Genomic DNA, 16,655 nt, shown 5'->3' with positions numbered 1-16,655 from the left:
GGGCCCTGGGGCAGGCTCCGGGTGCGGGTGCGGCTTCCGTGAGCCGGCTTCCGTCGGCGGGTCAGGCGCCCGCGGCGGCGGCCTCGGCGAGGGAGTCGAGGACCGGGCGGAGCAGCGGGTGCCCGTCGGCGCCGGCCCGGACGGCGGCGAAGACCCGGCGGGTGGCGAGGTCGCTGTCGACCGGGCGGACCGCCACCCGGGCCAGGTCCACCCCGCGGAGCGCGGAGCGCGGCACCAGGGCGACACCGGCGCCCGCCGAGGCCAGGGCGACGACGGCGCGGAAGTCGTCGGAGGAGTGCAGCAGGCGCGGCTGGAAGCCGGCGTGCTCGCAGGCGAGCAGGACCACGTCGTGGCAGGGGTTGCCCGGGTAGGGGCCGATCCACGGCTCGTCCGCCAGCGCGGCCACCGCCAGCGGCCCGGCCTCGGCGGCCAGCGGGTGGGCCAGCGGCAGCACGGCCTCGAAAGGTTCGGCGTACAACGGGACCCTGGTCAGCCGGGCGTCGTCGGCGCGCGGGGCGCCGCGGTACTCGACGGCCACCGCGAGGTCGGCGCGGCCGTCCAGCACCATCGGGAGGCTGGCGTCGCCCTCGGCGTCCAGCACCTTGAGCCGCAGGCCGGGGGCGCGACCGGCCAGCAGGCCGATCGCCGGGGCGAGCACGTGCGAGATGCCGGTCGCGAAGGAGGCGACGGTGACCTCGCCCGCGACGCCCGCGCTGTACGCGGCGAGGTCGGCCTCGGCCCGCTCCAGCTGGGCGAGCACCGCGTCGGCGTGGCCGAGCAGGATCTCCCCGGCGGCGGTCAGCCGCACGCCCCGGCCCTCCCGGGCCAGCAGGTGGTGGCCGGTCTCCTGTTCCAGGGCGGCCAGCTGCTGGGAGACCGCGGAGGGGGTCAGGTAGAGGGCGGCCGCCGCGGCGGTCACGGTGCGGTGGTCCGCCACGGCCCGGAGGGTCCGCAGCCGTCGTGCGTCGATCACACGTCAATTCTGCCAGCGCGGCGGAGCGGGCCGTCCGGGGTGCCGCTCCCGGGGCCGTCCGGGGCTTCCGGGACGCCGCCTGCGGGGCCTGCGGGGCGCCGTCGGCAGGGCCGCTCGCAGGGCGGTTTCCGGGGCAGTACCACCGGTGGCGTATTTCGGCCCGAGATCGTCTCGGCCCGTTGACCGCCCGGTCCGCACGGCGCTTGGCTCGGGAACGGACCGGGCCGGGGACTCCGGGGCCCGGTACTCGTCATCTGGGGAGGATGTCCATGATCACCGCCCGTTCCCGCCGCCGGCTCGCCCGCGCCGGCTGCGTCCTGGTGGCCGCCCTCGCGGTCGGCGCCGTGATGCCCGCCGCCGAGGCCCGGCCGCCCAAGGGCGACACCGCCCGGGTCAGCGAGGGCTTCAAGGGGGAGCAGCTGAACGGCGCCTCGACCGGGCTCGGGCTGAGCGCGGACGGCCGTTCGGCGCTGTTCTCGTCGGCCGCGACCGACCTGCTGCCGTCCACCGGCACCCCGAACTCCGGCGAGGTCTACGTCCGCGACCTGCGCAACGGCCACATCGAGCGGGTCAGCGTCGCCGACGACGGCTCGCAGCTGAACGCCCCCACCACGGACGCCTCGATCAGCGCGGACGGCCGGTTCGTGGCGTTCAGCACCGCCGCCACCAACGTCGTCCCGGGCCAGGCGAAGCACGAGAACGACGTGTTCGTCCGCGACCGCTGGACGGGGCGCACCGAGCTGATCACCGGCGGCCTGCTCGCCACCCCGGACGACGAGACCATCCGCAGCGCGGACAACCCCACGCTGAGCGCGGACGGCCGCTACGTCGCCTACGCCTCGAACCGCACCGACCTGACCACCGGCATCCGCCGCGGGAAGATCAACATCTACGTCACCGACCGCTGGACCCACACCACCCAGCTGGTCACCACCGGCCCGGCGGGCGGCACCGGCGCGGACAACCACTCCTACCGTCCGACCATCAGCGCGGACGGGCGCACGGTCGGCTTCGTCTCCCGGGCCTACAACCTCACCGACCCCGCCCCGGGCACCCCCGCGGCCCCGGCGGCGGCGGACGCCGAGCTGGCCGGCCCGCGCTTCTACCCGTACTACGTGTGGTCCGCCGCCACCGGCCGGACGGTCGTCGCCGGTGTGGACACCACCGGCGCCGAGCGCGGCGTCGGCCTGATGGACGCCCGGATCAGCCCCGACGGCCGCTACGCGCTGTACGGCATGCCGACCTACGGCGTCGGCCCCCGCCCCGGCAACCACGGCCTCCGGATGGACCTGTACGTCCACGACCTGGTCACCGGCAAGGTCACCCTGGTCAACACCCCGCTGCCCGGCACCACGCCCACCGACGGCTCCTACGACCCGGCGATCACCGCCGACGGGCGCTGGGTCTACTTCGACTCCGCCGCGGACGACCTGGTCGCCGACGACACCAACCAGTCCTCCGACGTGTTCCGCCGCGACCTGTGGACCGGCCGGATCGAGCGGGTCAGCCTCGCCTCGGACGGCTCCCAGAGCACCGCCGCCGCGCAGAACCCGTACGTGGACGCCGAGGGCGGCACGGTGCTGTTCGACGCCGAGGACGGCAACCTGGTGCCGGGCGACACCAACACCGTCACGGACGTGTTCCGCCGCCGCCTCTGAACCGCGCCCGGCCTCTCCACCCTCTCCACCCTGTCCGCACGGCCCGCCGCCCGATTACGTCTGTTGACGTATTTTCCGCCCGGATTCATCTCAGCTGTTGACCCGGGGGCCGTCCGGCGCTTGGCTCGTTCCCGGACCGACCGCCCGGGGGGGCCTGTCCGACCGGGCGCCGCCCCGCCCTCCGACTGCGGGAGGGCGGGGCGGCGCCGGCCTCAGCGGACGGGCAGCGAGACCTCCGCCGGACCGAAGGCCACCGTGCCGTCCGACGGCGTCTCACCGCCGTACAGGCCGTCCCGGGTGCCGAGCACCAGCGCGAGCCGGTGGCCGGCCGGGAGGTCGTACGCGGTGGGGAACAGCGTGACGTCCAGCGGGAAGGACTGCCCCGCCGTACGGCCGGACCAGCTCTGCGGGGCGTGCGCGATCAGCCGCCCGACGCCGAGCGCGTCCACGTCGTAGAGGTACGCGACGGCGGTGCCCTGCGGGGCGGAGCCGGTCACGGTGGTGTGCACCCGGACGGCCCCGCGCACGGACAGGCCCCGCTCGTACGGCTCCGACTGCCGCACGGCGGCGGCCTCGCGGTCCAGCAGCGGGACCAGGACGGTCGGCGGCTGGTGCAGCCACTGGTCGACCAGGCCGGAGAGCAGCACGGTGCCGCCGCTCGCGCCGGAGGACCGGTCGCCGCGGACGGTGGCGGTGCCGGCCAGGTCCAGCCGCTCGGTGCGGGAGGCGACCGACTCCCAGTCCGGGTACGCCTCGTGGGCACCGCTCGGGCGGACCTCCAGGCCGACGCCCGGCGGCAGGCCCGCGCCCGCCACGCCCTTGAGGTGCTGGTCGAGCCAGCCGCGGGCGTCGTCCCAGGTGGCGTTGGAGAAGCCGAGCAGGCCGGTGAACTCCTGGCTGGCGTGGTCGCCGGGCCGCAGTTCGAGGCGCTTGGGGACGGTCAGCCGCCGGTAGAAGTCGGTCATCTGGCCGGGGTTGAAGAAGCTGTCGCTCCAGCCGTTGGCGAGGTAGACGGCGGCGCCGTTGGCGTTGATCCGGTCCAGGTAGGCCGCGGGCGAGCGGAGCTTCGCCCAGGCGATCACGTCGGGGAGGTCGTGGTCGCCGAACAGGTCGTCCAGGGCGGCCGCGAACTCCGGGCTCTTGCGCCCGGTCAGGCCCTCGATCCGGGCCAGCCGGGTGGCGGCGGCGGTGTGCCGGGTCTGCCCGCTGTACAACGCGTCGGTCAGGTCGGCCCAGCCGCTGAGCGAGGCGACGGCCTTGATCCGCGGGTCGAACGCGGCGCCGAGGAGGGTGAGGCCGCCGCCGAGCGACAGGCCGATCATGCCGACCCGGTCCGGGTCCGCCGGGGTCTGCGCGAGGGCCCAGTCGATCACCGTCGAGATGTCGGCGACGTCCTTGGGCCCGGCGACGTCCACCTCCCCGCCCGAACCCCAGAACCCGCGCACGGTGTACGTCACGACGACGTACCCGGCGGCGGCGAACCGGTGCCCCTGGGCGACGTACTCCAGGTCGTTCTGCCCCCAGCTCGCGGGCTGCACCACCACCGGGTAGCGGCCGCGGGCGTCGGCGCCCGGGGTTCCGGCGGGCGGGGTGAAGACGTCGGCCTTGAGCACGACGCCGTCCCGGGCGGTGATGTCCGCCAGCCGGAAGCCGCCGAGCGCGGACGCGGCGGCGGACCCGAACGCGGTTGCGGCCGGCGCGGGTTGGGCCAGCGCGGGTTGGGCCACCGCACCGGCCCCGAGCGCCAGGGCCAGGGCCAGGGCGGTGCTCGCCGCCCGGTGTCCGCCGGTTCGGTGGGGTCGTGCCATCACGCGCTGCTCCCTCGGTCCACTTGATGTGATCACGACGAGCCTAGTGATCACAGCCGGCCCCGGAGGAGGTGGTGATCAGCCAAATTACTGGCCGGTAACGTGACCTGGCGGCGGAACCGCGAACGGGGGTGGGACACCGGTGCGAGCCGGTGTCCCACCCCCGAGGCGGGAGGGTGGGGCAGTTGGTCTTCGGGCCGCGCGGCGGTGGCGAATCGATTCACCACCACCGCAGCGCGGTGGTGAGCCCGCGGGGACGGGCCGGTTCCGAGCGGCTCGGCCCCGCGGGCGGCTTGTGGGGCTCACCCCTCGTGGGACTCAACCCCTCGTGGGACTCAACCCCTCGTGGGGGTCGGGCCCTTCGTCGGGCTCGGGCCCCGCGCGGGGGTCAGCCCTCCAGCGCGGCGCGGGCGTCCACGAAGGCGGCGACGGCGCGCTCGACGTCCTCGGTGGAGTGGGCCGCGGAGAGCTGCACCCGGATCCGGGCGGCGCCGTGCGGGACCACCGGGTACGAGAAGCCGATCACGTACACGCCGCGCTCCAGCAGGAGTTCGGCCAGGCGGCCGGCCTTCGCCGCGTCGCCGATCATCACCGGGGCGATCGGGTGGTCGCCCGGCAGGATCTCGAACCCGGCCTCGGTCATCTTCGAGCGGAACAGCGCGGTGTTGGCCGCCAGCCGCTCGCGCAGCTCGTTGGACTGCTCGACCAGGTCGAGCACCTTCAACGAGGCGGCCGCGATCACCGGGGCCAGCGAGTTGGAGAACAGGTACGGGCGGGAGCGCTGGCGCAGCAGGGCGACGATCTCCCGGCGGGCGGCGACGTAGCCGCCGGAGGCGCCGCCGAGCGCCTTGCCCAGGGTGCCGGTGATGATGTCCACCCGGTCCATCACGCCGTGCAGTTCGGGGGTACCGCGGCCGCCGGCGCCGACGAAGCCGACGGCGTGCGAGTCGTCGACCATGACCATGGCGTCGTAGCGGTCGGCCAGGTCGCAGATCTCGCGCAGCGGGGCGACGTAGCCGTCCATCGAGAAGACGCCGTCGGTGACGATCAGGCGGCGGCGGGCGTCCTGGGTCTCCTTGAGCTGCTGCTCCAGGTCGGCCAGGTCGCGGTTGGCGTAGCGGTGGCGGCGGGCCTTGCTGAGCCGGATGCCGTCGATGATGCTGGCGTGGTTGAGCGCGTCGGAGATGACGGCGTCGCGGTCGTCCAGCAGGGTCTCGAAGACGCCGCCGTTGGCGTCGAAGCACGAGGAGTAGAGGATGGTGTCCTCCTGGCCGAGGAAGGCCGAGAGGCGCTCCTCCAGCTCCTTGTGCACGTCCTGGGTGCCGCAGATGAAGCGCACCGAGGCCATGCCGTAGCCCCAGCGGTCCAGCGCGTCCTTGGCCGCGGCGAGCACCTCGGGGTGGTCGGCCAGGCCGAGGTAGTTGTTGGCGCAGAAGTTGAGCACCTCGCCGGGGCGGCCGCCGGAGGTGACGGTGACCTCGGCGCTCTGCGGGCTGCCGATCACCCGCTCCGGCTTGAACAGGCCGGCCTCGCGGATCTCGTCGAGGGTGGTGGCGATGTCGGCGCGCACGTTGTCGAACACGGGCAGACTCCTAGTCGTAGCGGCGGGGCGGCGGATCGGCGGGCTCGGGCAGGGCTCGGGCAGGGCTCGGGCAGGACTCAGACGGTGCTCAGGCGGTGCTCAGGCGGTCCAGTCGAGGATGATCTTGCCGCAGTTGCCGCTCGCGGCGTCGTCGAAGGCGGCCTCGAACTCGGTGGCGGCGTAGCGGCCGGTGATCACCGGGCTGAGGTCCAGGCCGCCCTCCAGCAGCACCGACATCGCGTACCAGGTCTCGAACATCTCGCGGCCGTAGATGCCCTTGATGGTGATCATCGAGGTGACGATCGAGGCCCAGTCCACCGGGAAGGCCTCGGCCGGCAGGCCCAGCATGGCGATCTTGCCGCCGTGGGTCATGTTGGCGATCATCGACTGCATCGCCTCGGGGCGGCCGGACATCTCCAGGCCGACGTCGAAGCCCTCGCGCAGGCCCAGCTTCTGCTGGCCCTCCTCGATGGTGTGCTCGGCGACGTTGAGCGCCAGCGTCACGCCGACCCGGCGGGCCAGGTCGAGGCGGTACGGGGAGACGTCGGTGATCATCACGTTGCGGGCGCCGGCGTGCTTGGCGACGGCGGCCGCCATGATGCCGATCGGGCCGGCGCCGGTGACCAGCACGTCCTCGCCGACCAGCGGGAAGGACAGCGCGGTGTGCACGGCGTTGCCGAAGGGGTCGAAGATCGCGGCCACGTCGAGGTCCACCGGCACCCGGTGCACCCAGACGTTGGAGGCGGGCAGCGCCACGTACTCGGCGAAGGCGCCGTCCCGGTTCACGCCCAGGCCGACGGTGTTGCGGCACAGGTGGCGGCGGCCGGCCAGGCAGTTGCGGCACTTGCCGCAGACCAGGTGGCCCTCACCGCTGACCAGGTCGCCGATCGCGATGTCCGCGACGCCGGTGCCGAGCTCGGCGACCTCGCCGACGAACTCGTGGCCGAGCACCAGCGGGGTCTTGATCGTCTGCTGCGCCCAGCCGTCCCACTTGCGGATGTGCAGGTCGGTGCCGCAGATGCCGGTGCGCAGCACCTTGATCAGCACCTCGCCCGGGCCGATCTCGGGCTTCGGGACGTCGATCATCCAGAGGCCGGGCTCGGCATGCTGCTTGACGAGTGCCTTCACGGGAGACGGCTCCTGACGTGCTGATCGGGGACGGCCTTCGAGGGTCGGGCAGGCCGGTGGCTCGGTTCGGCCGCTCCTGACGGGCACGCTCCGGCAAGCAGAAATCTGCCTGGTGGGAGGGGGTGCGGTCCATCGAGGAATTCTTAAGGGCGGCCACAGCTGGGCTAAACGATCGTGCCCGAGCTGGGCCCGGGGGCGGGTGCGGCGTGCCGGTGCTCACCCGTCCGGCCGAGCGCGCGGCACCCGCGACGACACCAACCGGCCGTACCGGCGGGGTACTTGACAACGATCCGCCAGCGGGAGCGGGCCAGTCGGGTGGGGTTGGGTCCGTTCGGGCCAGCCCGGCCGCCACCGGCGCGCGGGTGTTCGAGGGCGGTGCTTACGGTGGCGACGCTCCCCCACGGCCCCGTGGAGCAGCGCTCCGGGGCCCTTCGCCGCAGAGAGGCGCCCCACTCCATGACCAACACCCGACGGCCCCGCCCGGCCGCTCCCCGCTCCGCCCGGCTGGCCGCAGGAGCCGCCCTCGCACTGGCCGGCCTGCTGGCCGCCACCGCCTGCTCCGGAGAGTCGACGCCCGCCCGGCAGGCCGCCGAGCCGGCGGTCACCGCCGAACCGGCCGCGCTCAGCCCGTCCCCTGGCAACTCCCCCTCGGGGAGCGCCTCCTCGAACGCGGTGGTGCAGCTGACCCCGGCCGTCGGCGCCAAGCTGGACGCCGCGATCCAGTCGGTACTCAAGCAGAACTCGGTGCCCGGCATCTCGGTCGGGATCATCACGCCGGGCGGCACGTACCAGAAGTCCTTCGGCGTCTCCGACAAGACCGCCAACACGCCGATGGACCCCGGGCTGTTCACCCGCATCGGCAGCGAGAGCAAGACCTTCACCGCGACCGCCGTGCTGCGCCTGGTGGACCAGGGCAAGGTGGCGCTGGACGACCCGATCTCCAAGTACGTGGACGGCGTCCCCGGCGGCGACGGGATCACCGTGCGCCAGCTCGGCGAGATGCGCAGCGGCCTGTTCCCGTACAGCTCCGACCCGGACTTCGTGAACACCCTGATCGGCGACCCGAACCACGTGTTCACCCCGGACCAGCTGCTCGCCTACGGCTACAAGCACCCCGCCGTGTTCCCGCCCGGCCAGCGGTTCCAGTACAACAACAGCAACTACATCATCCTGGGCAAGCTGATCGAGAAGGTCGGCGGGCAGAGTGCGGGCGACTTCCTCCAGGCCCAGGTGTTCACGCCCGCCTCGCTGGCCAAGACGAGCTTCCCCACCGACGGGACGCTCCCCGACCCGCACGCCCACGGCTACACCGACCAGACGCCCAACGGGGACATCCAGGACGCCACCAACTGGAACCCGTCCTGGGCCTGGACGGCCGGGGCCGTCATCACCCAGCTCGCCGACCTGGAGAGCTGGGCCAAGACCATGGCCACCGGCGCCATCATCAGCCCGGCCAGCCAGACCGAGCGGTTGAAGACCCTGCCCACCGGCGACGCGGGTGTCACCTACGGCTTCGGGCTGTTCGACAACAACGGCTGGATCGGGCACAACGGCTCGATGCCCGGTTACGAGAGCGTCGCGGTGTACATGCCGGACACCCAGGCCACCCTGGTGCTGCTGCTCAACACCGATGTGATCTCCCAGGGCCAGGAGCCGTCCACGCTGTTCGCGAACGCGATCACCAAGATCATCTCGCCGAACAACGTCTACGCGCTCCCGGCGGAGACCGCCGCACCGTCGGCCCCGGCCTCGGGCGGCGCGTCCGGCTCGGTGTCCGGCTCCCCCTCGGCCGGCAGCTCCGGCAGCGGCGCGCCCTCGCTCCCGGGCAACGCCCCCACCACCGTGCGGGCCTGACCGCAGCGCGCGGACAGAGCAGGAGGCCCGACCCGGCGCGAACGGGTCGGGCCTTCCGCACTCCTGACCGACCGTCAGATCCCCAGCACCTTGCCGAGGTCGTACGAGACCGGCTCCTCCAACTGCGCGTAGGTGCAGCTCTCCGGCGTGCGGTCCGGCCGCCAGCGACGGAACTGGGCGGTGTGCCGGAAGCGGCTGCCCTCCATGTGGTCGTAGGCCACCTCGACCACCCGCTCGGGGCGCAGCGCGATCCAGGACAGGTCCTTGCCGCCGGTCCAGCGGCTGACCGCCCCCGGCAGCCGGCCCTCCGCGTGCGCGGACTCCTCCGCCCAGGCACCCCAAGGGTGTTGGGCGAGGTCGTCCATCCTCAGCGGGGCCAGCTCCTCGACCAGTTCGCGCCGGCGCGCCATCGAGAAGGCGGCGCACACCCCGACGTGCTGCAACCGGCCAGCGTCGTCGTGGATGCCCAGCAGCAGCGAGCCGACCACCGGGCCGCTCTTGTGCTCGCGGTAGCCGGCCACCACGCACTCGGCGGTGCGCTCGTGCTTGATCTTGTACATGGTCCGCTCGCCCGGCCGGTACGGCTGGTCCAGCGGCTTGGCCACCACGCCGTCCAGCCCGGCGCCCTCGTACTCGGCGAACCAGGTCCGCGCCAGCTCGGCGTCGGTCGAGGCCGGGGCGGTGAACACCGGGTCGGCGGCCCGTGCGAGCGCCGCCTCGAGGGCCGGGCGGCGCACCGACAGCGGCTCGTCCAGCAGCGAATCGTCACCGAGGGCGAGCAGGTCGAAGGCCACGAAGGAGGCGGGCGTCCGCTCGGCGAGCAGCTTCACCCGGCTCGCCGCCGGGTGGATCCGCTCCAGCAGCTCCTCGAAGCGCAGCCGCCCGTCCCGGGCGATCACCACCTCGCCGTCCAGCACGCAGCGCGGCGGCAGCTCCCGCCGGAAGGCCTCCACCAGCTCGGGGAAGTACCTGGTCAGCGGCTTGCCGGTGCGGCTGCCCAGCTCCACCTCGTCGCCGTCGCGGAACACGATGCTGCGGAAGCCGTCCCACTTGGCCTCGTACTGCATCCCCGGCGGGATCTTCGCCACCGACTTGGCGAGCATCGGGGCCACCGGCGGCATCACGGGCAGGTCCATGCGTCCCAGCCTGGCGCGGTTCGCCCCGGGGCGCGCGCCGGGCACGGCGCCCTTAGCGTGAGAGGCATGGGCACAGCCGTCGAACTGGAAGTCGCCGGGCGCACCGTCCGGCTGTCCAATCCGGACAAGGTGTACTACCCCGAGCGCGGCTTCACCAAGTTGGACGTCGCCCAGTACTACCTGGCCGTCGCCGACGGGGTGCTGCACGGGCTGCGCGACCGGCCCACCACCCTCCAGCGCTTCCCCGACGGGGTCGACGGCGAGTTCTTCTACCAGAAACGCGCCCCCAAGGGCCTGCCGGACTGGCTGCCCACCGCCCGGATCGAGTTCCCCAGCGGCCGCTCCGCCGACGAGATCTGCCCCACCGAACCGGCCGCCGTGCTGTGGGCCGCCAACCTGGGCTGCCTCACCTTCCACCCCTGGCCGGTCCGGCGCGGCGACACCGACCACATCGACGAACTGCGCATCGACCTCGACCCGCAGCCCGGCACCGACTTCCACGACGCCGTCCGCGCCGCCCACGAACTGCGCGCCCTGCTGGCGGAACACGGGCTGCGCGGCTGGCCCAAGTCCTCCGGCGGGCGCGGCCTGCACGTCTACGTCCCGCTGGCGCCCGAGTGGACCTTCACCGACGGGCGGCACGCCGTGATCGCCCTCGGCCGGGTGCTGGAACAGCGGATGCCCGGAAAGGTCACCACCGCCTGGTGGAAGGAGGAACGCGGCGAACGCATCTTCGTCGACTACAACCAGATGGCCCGCGACCGCACCATCGCCTCCGCCTACTCGCTGCGCGCCCGCCCCCGCGCCACCGCCTCCGCCCCGCTGCACTGGGACGAACTCGACGACGCCTCCCCCGAGGACTTCGACCTGCGGACCGTCCCCGCCCGCTTCGCCGAACTCGGCGACCCCAACGCGGAGATGGCGGACCACGCGTACCGGCTGGAAGCCCTGCTGGAGCTCTACGACAAGCAGCTGCACGACGAGGGCCTCGGCGAACTCCCCTACCCGCCCGACCACCCCAAGGCCGCCGGCGAACCGCCCCGGGTGCAGCCCAGCCGGGCCCGCAGGAAGCCGGCCTGACGCGCCCAGGGGCCGTCACGGGCCCGTCTAGTCTGACCGGATGCCCTTCGACCACAACGACCACTACCACCGGCCGCTGCTGCGCCGTGTGCCGCCCGGCGCCCGCCGCGCCCTGGACGTCGGCTGCGGCACCGGCCGCTTCGCCCGGGCGCTCGCCCGCCGGGGCCTGGAGGTGGACGCCGTCGACCGGGACGAGGCCGTGCTGGCGGCCGCCCGCGCCGCCGGCGGGCCGACCGGCATCCACTACCGGCAGAGCGACCTCGCCGAACTCCACCTGCCGCCCGGCCACTACGACGTCATCTCCTGCCTGGCCAGCCTCCACCACCTCCCGCTGGACACCCTGGCCCGGCTGCGCGAGGCGCTCGCGCCCGGCGGGGTCCTGGTGGTGCTCGGCTGCTACCGCGAGGCCACCGTCCGGGACCGGCTGGTCAGCCTGGCCGCCGTCCCGGTGAACGCGCTCTGCCGCCTCGCCGTCCACCTGCGCGAACGCGGCGCCCCGCCCGCGGTCGTCCCGGCCCCGGTGATGTGGCCGCGGACCACGCTCGCCGAGGTGCGGGCGTACGCCGCCCGGGAGCTGCCGGGGTACGCGCTGCGGCAACTGCTCTTCTGGCGCTACCTGTTGGTCTGGCGGCGCGACTAGGCTGACGGCGCTGACGATCATCGACCACGACGGGACGGGATGCGTGATGGGGACGCGGGGGCTGGCGGAGATCCTGGCGGACGCGGCGGGCGGGGTGTTCCCGCCGCCGGACGGCTCGGTGACGGTGGTGCCGCAGCCCTCGCCGCGCGAGGCCGGGGTGATCGCCTTCGCCGCGCACGCCGTGGTGTTCACCGACCAGGACCCGGACTGGGTGCGCGCCGCACTCGCCGCCGCCCCGGGCGACCCGCTGTCCGCACCGCTCTGCCCGCCCTTCCTCACCGCCTTCGCCGAGCGCACCGGACGGACCGTCAACAACATCGACCTGCTCTCCGTCGCCGACCGCCTCCCGGGCGGTCCGCCGCTGCCGCTCCGCCCGGTCGAGGACCGCGAACACCCGCGCGTGGTCCGGGCGTTGCGCTACCGCGAGGACGTCCGGGTGTACGAGGCCGACGGCGGCGTGCTCATCCTGGGCCGGGGCGTGGCCGGCCGCTGGGAGTCCGCCGTCGAGGTCGACCCGCACGCCCAGGGCCGGGGCCTCGGCCGCGCCCTCGCCACCGCCGCCCGCCACCTGCTGCCGGAGGGCGAGGTCGTCTGGGCCCAGCAGGCTCCCGGCAACGCCCCCAGCGTCCGCGCCTTCCAGGCCGCCGGCTACCGCCCGGCCGGCGCGGAGGCCCTGCTGGTGCTCGGGCAGCCGTAGCACGCGGTCCCGGGGTCAGCGCACCAGGACCCGGTCGGCCGCCAGGTCGTACCCGAGGAACGGGCCGGTGCCCGTCACGTACGTCGGTACCGATCTGCCCAGCCGCCGCCCGACCGCGGCCAGGAAGCCGCACAGCACGTCCAGCCCTTCCTGGTCGCGGAGTTGTGCGACGTCGACGTCCAGGTCGATCCGCTCCGCGCCGCCGAACCGGAACACCGCCCCCACCCCGGGGCCCGGCCGCACGCTCAGCACCGGCCGCGCGGCCCCGCCCGGAGGCCAGGACAGCACCTCCTCGGCCCGTGGCAGCGCCGTCTCGAAGCAGCCCACGAGGAACCGTCGCTCCCAGCCCCGCTCCACCACCAGGTCCAGCAGCGCCTGCCAGTCCGCCGCCGTGGTGTCCGGGATGCCCTCGCCCGGCAGCCAGCCGTCGGCGGCCGGATCGAGCAGCCACCCGGCGTGGTCCGCCCAGCGCAGCGGCTCAGCCATCCCTGTGCTCCGCGCGCAGCAGGACGACCCGGTCGGCCTCGGGGTCGTACCCGAGGAAGGGCGCCCTGGTGTCGCCCTCGAAATACATCGGTACGGGTTTGCCCAGCCGCCGCCCGATCGCCGTCAGGAAGCCGCACAGGACGTCCAGCCGCTCCTGGCCCTGGAGCTCCCGCAGGTCGACGTCGAAGTCGATCTGCTCGTCCCCGAGGAACCGGAAGACCGCGCAGACCTCCGGGTCCGGCCACACCCTCAGACTCGGGCACTCGGCGTCCGCCGGGCGGGAGAGCACCGGCTCGGCCCGCGGGAGCGGAAGCACCGCACGGCCCTCGGCGTACTCGAAGCCCCAGCCCCGCTCCACCACCAGGTCGAGCAGGGCCTGCCAGTCCGCCACCGTCGTGTCGGCGACGTACACGTCGGGCAGGTGGCCCCCGCCGGACGGGTCGAGCAGCCACGCGACGTGGTCGTCCCAGACCAGCGACTCGGCCATCTACGCCCTCCGGGCGCCCGCCGGGGCCAGGTCGGCGATGGTGCGGACGGCGTCGGCGATCTGCTGGTCCGTGAGGTCCCCGCGGGCGGTCAGGCGGAGGCGGGAGATGCCGTCCGGGACGGACGGGGGGCGGAAGCAGCCCACGGCGAGGCCCGCGCGGAGGCAGTCGGCGGCCCAGGCGACGGCGGCCTCCGGGCCCGGGGCGCGGACCGAGACCACGGCCGCGTCGGGTTCGCAGGCGTGCAGGCCGGCGGCGGTGAGGCGGGCGGAGAGCGTGCGGGCGACCTCGCGGGCGCGGTCGGCGCGCTGCGGTTCGGCGCGCAGCAGGCGCAGCGCGGCGAGGGCGGCGCCGGCGGCGGCCGGGGCGAGGCCGGTGTCGAAGATGAAGGTGCGGGCCGTCTCGGTCAGGTGCCGGACGACCCGGCGCGGGCCGAGGACGGCGCCGCCCTGGGAGCCGAGCGACTTCGACAGGGTGACGGTGGCGACGGTGTCCGGCTGCCCGGCCAGCCCGGCGGCGGCCAGTGCGCCGCGCCCGCCGGGGCCGAGCACGCCCAGCCCGTGGGCGTCGTCCACCAGCAGCGCGGCCCCGCCGGCCCGGGCGGCCTCGGAGAGTGCGCGCAGCGGTGCCGCGTCGCCGTCCACCGAGAACACCGAGTCGCTGACCACGAGGGCCCGCCGCTGCTGCCGCCCGGCCAGCACCTCGGCCACCGCGGCCGGGTCGCTGTGCGGGGCGCGGTGGACGTCGGCGCGGGCGAGCCGGCAGCCGTCGATCAGGGAGGCGTGGTTGTAGGCGTCGGAGACGATCAGGGTGTCCGGGTCGGTCAGCGCGGTCAGTGCGGCGAGGTTGGCCGTGTACCCGGAGGAGAACACCAGCGCGGCCTCGACGCCGCAGAACTCGGCGAGTTCCTGCTCCAGTTCGGTGTGCAGCGCGGTCGTCCCGGTGACCAGCCGGGATCCGGTCGACCCCCCGCCCCACCGCAGCGCGGCCTCCGCCGCGGCGCCGGTCACCGCCGGGTGCCTGGTCAGCCCGAGGTAGTCGTTGCCCGCGAGGTCCAGGACCGCGTCCTCGGCGCGCCGGCTGCGCAGCGTGCGGGTCAGCCCGGCGTCGGCGCGCAGCGCGGCGGCCTCGTCGAGCCAGTCGAAGACGTGTGCGGGGGCGGGCCCGGCGGCGGGGCGGGGCTGGGAGGCGAGGGGGTGGGCCATGCCCGGCACTCTGGCACGGGCGGCGAGAGCGGGGCAATGTGCGACTCCGCACAGCTCAGCCGGGTTTTCTTGTCGCCGTCCACACGGGGTTCACCGGAAGTGAATACCGAAAATGCCGAATCGCCCATTCCGTATTCTCATTCAACCGTTCCCGCCGGATTCGCCGGATTCGCCGACGGGGCGTCGATGATTTCGGTACGCTCCGTGCCTATCCACCTGGAGGACGGACACGTGGCGAACTTCGAATTCGATCGTCGAATGAATACCAGGCTCTTAGTCGGCCCGGTCTTAGTCGGCACTGCCTTAGTCGGCCCGGCCTCGGCCGGACCTGGCGATTCACCCGGGGCAGCGAAACGACTATTCCCGGCCCGGGCCCTGGCAACCCCGATACGGACGGAAAGCTGAACATGGCCGACGTCCCGTACTTCGTTCCGAATCCGCTCGACGCCCCGCGCCCGCCCCGGCGGCGCTGGGTGCCGTGGTCCGCGGGGGTCCTCGGGGTGGCCCTCATCGCCGGGAGCGTGCTGTGGGTGTGGCGGCCGTGGCGGTCGCTGGAGATCCCGCGCAGCGCCTGCTGGTCCGCTCTCTCCGGGAACGACCTGAGGCCGCTCACCGGCGCGTACGGAAAGGTGTCGGAGGTCGGGCCGCACCCCCGGCTCCAGACGCCGACCTCCCCGGAGGAGACCGAGATCCGCAGCAACGCGTGCCGCCTCTCCTGGCAGGGGGACGACGGCCGCCAGGGCAAGCTGCTGGCCGTCCGGGTGGATCCGGCCTGGGGCGGCATCGACGCCGACCGCGCCCAGGACGCCTCGCGCAACCGCCCGGCCACCCCGCTCGACGGCGGCCCCGGCGCGGCGTGGCTGGCCACGGCGGAAGGGAGCCACCGCGTCCGGCTGTACGTGCGGTGCGACTTCCAGGTCCCCGCCGCGAGCGACCCGGCCAAGCGCAAGGCGCCGCCGTACTTCCGGGTGGACGTGGGGAGCGACGGGGTCTACGCCGACCCGGCGGCGAAGGGCCGTCAGGCGTACGGCGACATCGCGTTGAAGATCGCCCGGGCCGCCGCCGCCGAGTACCGGTGCAGCAACCGGGTCCAACTGCCCGACGCCGCGCCCGCGATCCCCGATCTGGTGCCGGAGAAGCAGGGGACGCAGGGAACGCAGGGGACGCAGGGAAAGGAGAAGGCCGATGGCTGAGCGCTCGCACCGACGCGTGCTGCCGGTCGCCCTCGGCACGGCCGTGCTGGCCGCCGGTCTCGGCGGCGGGTTCTGGTGGTGGCGGTCCGCGCAGGCGGTCGAGGTCCCGCAGGCCGCCTGCTGGAACGCCTTCACCCACGAGGACCTCGCGGCGCTGTCCGGCGCGGGCCACCAGGCCGTGGTCTGGGAGGGCAGTGAGCAGCTCGGCGCCCGGGACGCCCAGGCCGACCCGGTCTGTGCGGTGGACTGGGAGGGCGACGACGCCCGGACCCACTGGGTCGCGAAGATCGAGGTCGCGCACGCGGACGAGCGGTTCCTGCGGGCGAAGACCGACGCGGAGGCCTCCGGCTGGGAGCCGGACCGCCCCGCGCAGCTGGAGTTCGGCGCAGGGGCGCAGGGCTGGCTCTTCCACGACGGCACGGTGCAGCTGATGGTCCGCTGCGATCCGCCCACCGCCGCTCCCCCCGCTTCCACCGCCACCGCCCCAGCCCCCGCCCCCGCCCCCGCCCCCGCCGGCAAGCCCGGCAGCGCCCCGCTCCCGTACCGCAAGATCACGATCACCGGCGACCGCGGGTCCGCGCAGACGCCCGCCGCCAGGGTCCACCAGATCCGGGTGGACGCCGCGCTGCGCACCGCGCGGGAACTGGTCCGCGCCCAGGGCTGCGCGAACGACCCCCGGCTCGCCGGGCAGTCCCCCACCGCGCCGTTCTGACCCCGGCGGCCCGTACCG

The 16,655-nt window shown here is 74.4% G+C and carries 15 protein-coding genes; 7 read left to right on the top strand and 8 right to left on the bottom strand.

Features of this window, described 5'->3' with window-relative positions; all coding sequences use genetic code 11:
* Positions 1 to 61: 61 nt before the first annotated feature.
* Positions 62 to 973, bottom strand: coding sequence for a LysR family transcriptional regulator (locus ACFC1T_RS11130; RefSeq protein WP_375886478.1), 912 nt, complete (start codon positions 971 to 973; stop codon positions 62 to 64).
* A 269-nt stretch (positions 974 to 1,242) separates the two neighbouring features.
* Here ACFC1T_RS11130 and ACFC1T_RS11125 point away from each other — a divergent pair, with 269 nt between their 5' ends.
* Positions 1,243 to 2,631, top strand: coding sequence for a TolB family protein (locus tag ACFC1T_RS11125; RefSeq protein ID WP_375886476.1), 1,389 nt, complete (start codon positions 1,243 to 1,245; stop codon positions 2,629 to 2,631).
* A gap of 212 nt (positions 2,632 to 2,843) precedes the next feature.
* Here ACFC1T_RS11125 and ACFC1T_RS11120 read toward each other — a convergent pair whose 3' ends face one another.
* The 3 genes from ACFC1T_RS11120 to tdh form a co-directional block, all read right to left on the bottom strand.
* A complete protein-coding gene (locus tag ACFC1T_RS11120; protein ID WP_375886474.1) occupies positions 2,844 to 4,439 on the bottom strand; it encodes a CocE/NonD family hydrolase in 1,596 nt (531 codons plus the stop codon).
* A gap of 388 nt (positions 4,440 to 4,827) precedes the next feature.
* Entirely contained in the window at positions 4,828 to 6,021 is a 1,194-nt protein-coding gene (locus ACFC1T_RS11115; protein WP_375886472.1) for a glycine C-acetyltransferase, read from the bottom strand.
* A 99-nt stretch (positions 6,022 to 6,120) separates the two neighbouring features.
* Complete coding sequence (tdh, locus tag ACFC1T_RS11110) at positions 6,121 to 7,149, bottom strand: L-threonine 3-dehydrogenase (RefSeq protein WP_375886469.1); 1,029 nt, start codon at positions 7,147 to 7,149, stop codon at positions 6,121 to 6,123.
* 456 nt (positions 7,150 to 7,605) lie between these two features.
* Here tdh and ACFC1T_RS11105 point away from each other — a divergent pair, with 456 nt between their 5' ends.
* A complete protein-coding gene (locus ACFC1T_RS11105) occupies positions 7,606 to 9,003 on the top strand; it encodes a serine hydrolase domain-containing protein (protein WP_375886466.1) in 1,398 nt (465 codons plus the stop codon).
* Positions 9,004 to 9,077: 74 nt separating this feature from the next.
* On the opposite strand, the gene ACFC1T_RS11100 is transcribed toward ACFC1T_RS11105, so the two are convergent.
* A complete protein-coding gene (locus ACFC1T_RS11100) occupies positions 9,078 to 10,139 on the bottom strand; it encodes an ATP-dependent DNA ligase (protein WP_375886463.1) in 1,062 nt (353 codons plus the stop codon).
* A 66-nt stretch (positions 10,140 to 10,205) separates the two neighbouring features.
* Here ACFC1T_RS11100 and ligD point away from each other — a divergent pair, with 66 nt between their 5' ends.
* The 3 genes from ligD to ACFC1T_RS11085 are packed head-to-tail and all read left to right on the top strand — an operon-like array spanning position 10,206 to position 12,556.
* The gene (gene ligD, locus ACFC1T_RS11095) at positions 10,206 to 11,219 is read left to right on the top strand and encodes a non-homologous end-joining DNA ligase (RefSeq protein WP_375886462.1); all 1,014 of its coding nucleotides are present in this window, start codon (positions 10,206 to 10,208) and stop codon (positions 11,217 to 11,219) included.
* Between the two features lie 40 nt (positions 11,220 to 11,259).
* The gene (locus tag ACFC1T_RS11090; RefSeq protein ID WP_375886459.1) at positions 11,260 to 11,859 is read left to right on the top strand and encodes a class I SAM-dependent methyltransferase; all 600 of its coding nucleotides are present in this window, start codon (positions 11,260 to 11,262) and stop codon (positions 11,857 to 11,859) included.
* 46 nt (positions 11,860 to 11,905) lie between these two features.
* Positions 11,906 to 12,556, top strand: a complete 651-nt coding sequence (locus ACFC1T_RS11085; protein WP_375886457.1) for a GNAT family N-acetyltransferase — start codon at positions 11,906 to 11,908, stop codon at positions 12,554 to 12,556.
* A 15-nt stretch (positions 12,557 to 12,571) separates the two neighbouring features.
* On the opposite strand, the gene ACFC1T_RS11080 is transcribed toward ACFC1T_RS11085, so the two are convergent.
* Genes ACFC1T_RS11080 through ACFC1T_RS11070 form a run of 3 tightly spaced genes read right to left on the bottom strand, consistent with a single transcriptional unit; the run spans position 12,572 to position 14,732 of the window.
* Positions 12,572 to 13,042, bottom strand: a complete 471-nt coding sequence (locus ACFC1T_RS11080) for a hypothetical protein (RefSeq protein WP_375886454.1) — start codon at positions 13,040 to 13,042, stop codon at positions 12,572 to 12,574.
* Positions 13,035 to 13,529, bottom strand: coding sequence for a hypothetical protein (locus tag ACFC1T_RS11075; RefSeq protein WP_375886452.1), 495 nt, complete (start codon positions 13,527 to 13,529; stop codon positions 13,035 to 13,037). The genes ACFC1T_RS11080 and ACFC1T_RS11075 overlap by 8 nt, the downstream gene beginning before the upstream one ends.
* A complete protein-coding gene (locus ACFC1T_RS11070; RefSeq protein ID WP_375886449.1) occupies positions 13,530 to 14,732 on the bottom strand; it encodes an 8-amino-7-oxononanoate synthase in 1,203 nt (400 codons plus the stop codon).
* A gap of 407 nt (positions 14,733 to 15,139) precedes the next feature.
* On the opposite strand from ACFC1T_RS11070, the gene ACFC1T_RS11065 reads away from it, so the two are divergent.
* A complete protein-coding gene (locus ACFC1T_RS11065) occupies positions 15,140 to 15,925 on the top strand; it encodes a hypothetical protein (RefSeq protein WP_375886446.1) in 786 nt (261 codons plus the stop codon).
* Positions 15,918 to 16,637, top strand: coding sequence for a hypothetical protein (locus tag ACFC1T_RS11060; RefSeq protein WP_375886443.1), 720 nt, complete (start codon positions 15,918 to 15,920; stop codon positions 16,635 to 16,637). The genes ACFC1T_RS11065 and ACFC1T_RS11060 overlap by 8 nt, the downstream gene beginning before the upstream one ends.
* The last annotated feature ends 18 nt before the right edge of the window (positions 16,638 to 16,655 follow it).

Source organism: Kitasatospora sp. NPDC056076, assembly GCF_042266305.1.
Classification (GTDB): Bacteria; Actinomycetota; Actinomycetes; order Streptomycetales; family Streptomycetaceae; genus Kitasatospora.
This window is presented reverse-complemented; position numbering and strand designations above follow the sequence as displayed.

Coding starts and splice junctions, on each gene's coding strand:
- ACFC1T_RS11125 (WP_375886476.1), top strand. CDS start 1,243: ATGATCACCGCCCGTTCCCGCCGCCGGCTCGCCCGCGCCGGCTGCGTC.
- ACFC1T_RS11120 (WP_375886474.1), bottom strand. CDS start 4,439: ATGGCACGACCCCACCGAACCGGCGGACACCGGGCGGCGAGCACCGCC.
- ACFC1T_RS11105 (WP_375886466.1), top strand. CDS start 7,606: ATGACCAACACCCGACGGCCCCGCCCGGCCGCTCCCCGCTCCGCCCGG.
- ACFC1T_RS11100 (WP_375886463.1), bottom strand. CDS start 10,139: ATGGACCTGCCCGTGATGCCGCCGGTGGCCCCGATGCTCGCCAAGTCG.
- ligD (WP_375886462.1), top strand. CDS start 10,206: ATGGGCACAGCCGTCGAACTGGAAGTCGCCGGGCGCACCGTCCGGCTG.
- ACFC1T_RS11090 (WP_375886459.1), top strand. CDS start 11,260: ATGCCCTTCGACCACAACGACCACTACCACCGGCCGCTGCTGCGCCGT.
- ACFC1T_RS11085 (WP_375886457.1), top strand. CDS start 11,906: ATGGGGACGCGGGGGCTGGCGGAGATCCTGGCGGACGCGGCGGGCGGG.
- ACFC1T_RS11080 (WP_375886454.1), bottom strand. CDS start 13,042: ATGGCTGAGCCGCTGCGCTGGGCGGACCACGCCGGGTGGCTGCTCGAT.
- ACFC1T_RS11075 (WP_375886452.1), bottom strand. CDS start 13,529: ATGGCCGAGTCGCTGGTCTGGGACGACCACGTCGCGTGGCTGCTCGAC.
- ACFC1T_RS11070 (WP_375886449.1), bottom strand. CDS start 14,732: ATGGCCCACCCCCTCGCCTCCCAGCCCCGCCCCGCCGCCGGGCCCGCC.
- ACFC1T_RS11065 (WP_375886446.1), top strand. CDS start 15,140: ATGGCCGACGTCCCGTACTTCGTTCCGAATCCGCTCGACGCCCCGCGC.
- ACFC1T_RS11060 (WP_375886443.1), top strand. CDS start 15,918: ATGGCTGAGCGCTCGCACCGACGCGTGCTGCCGGTCGCCCTCGGCACG.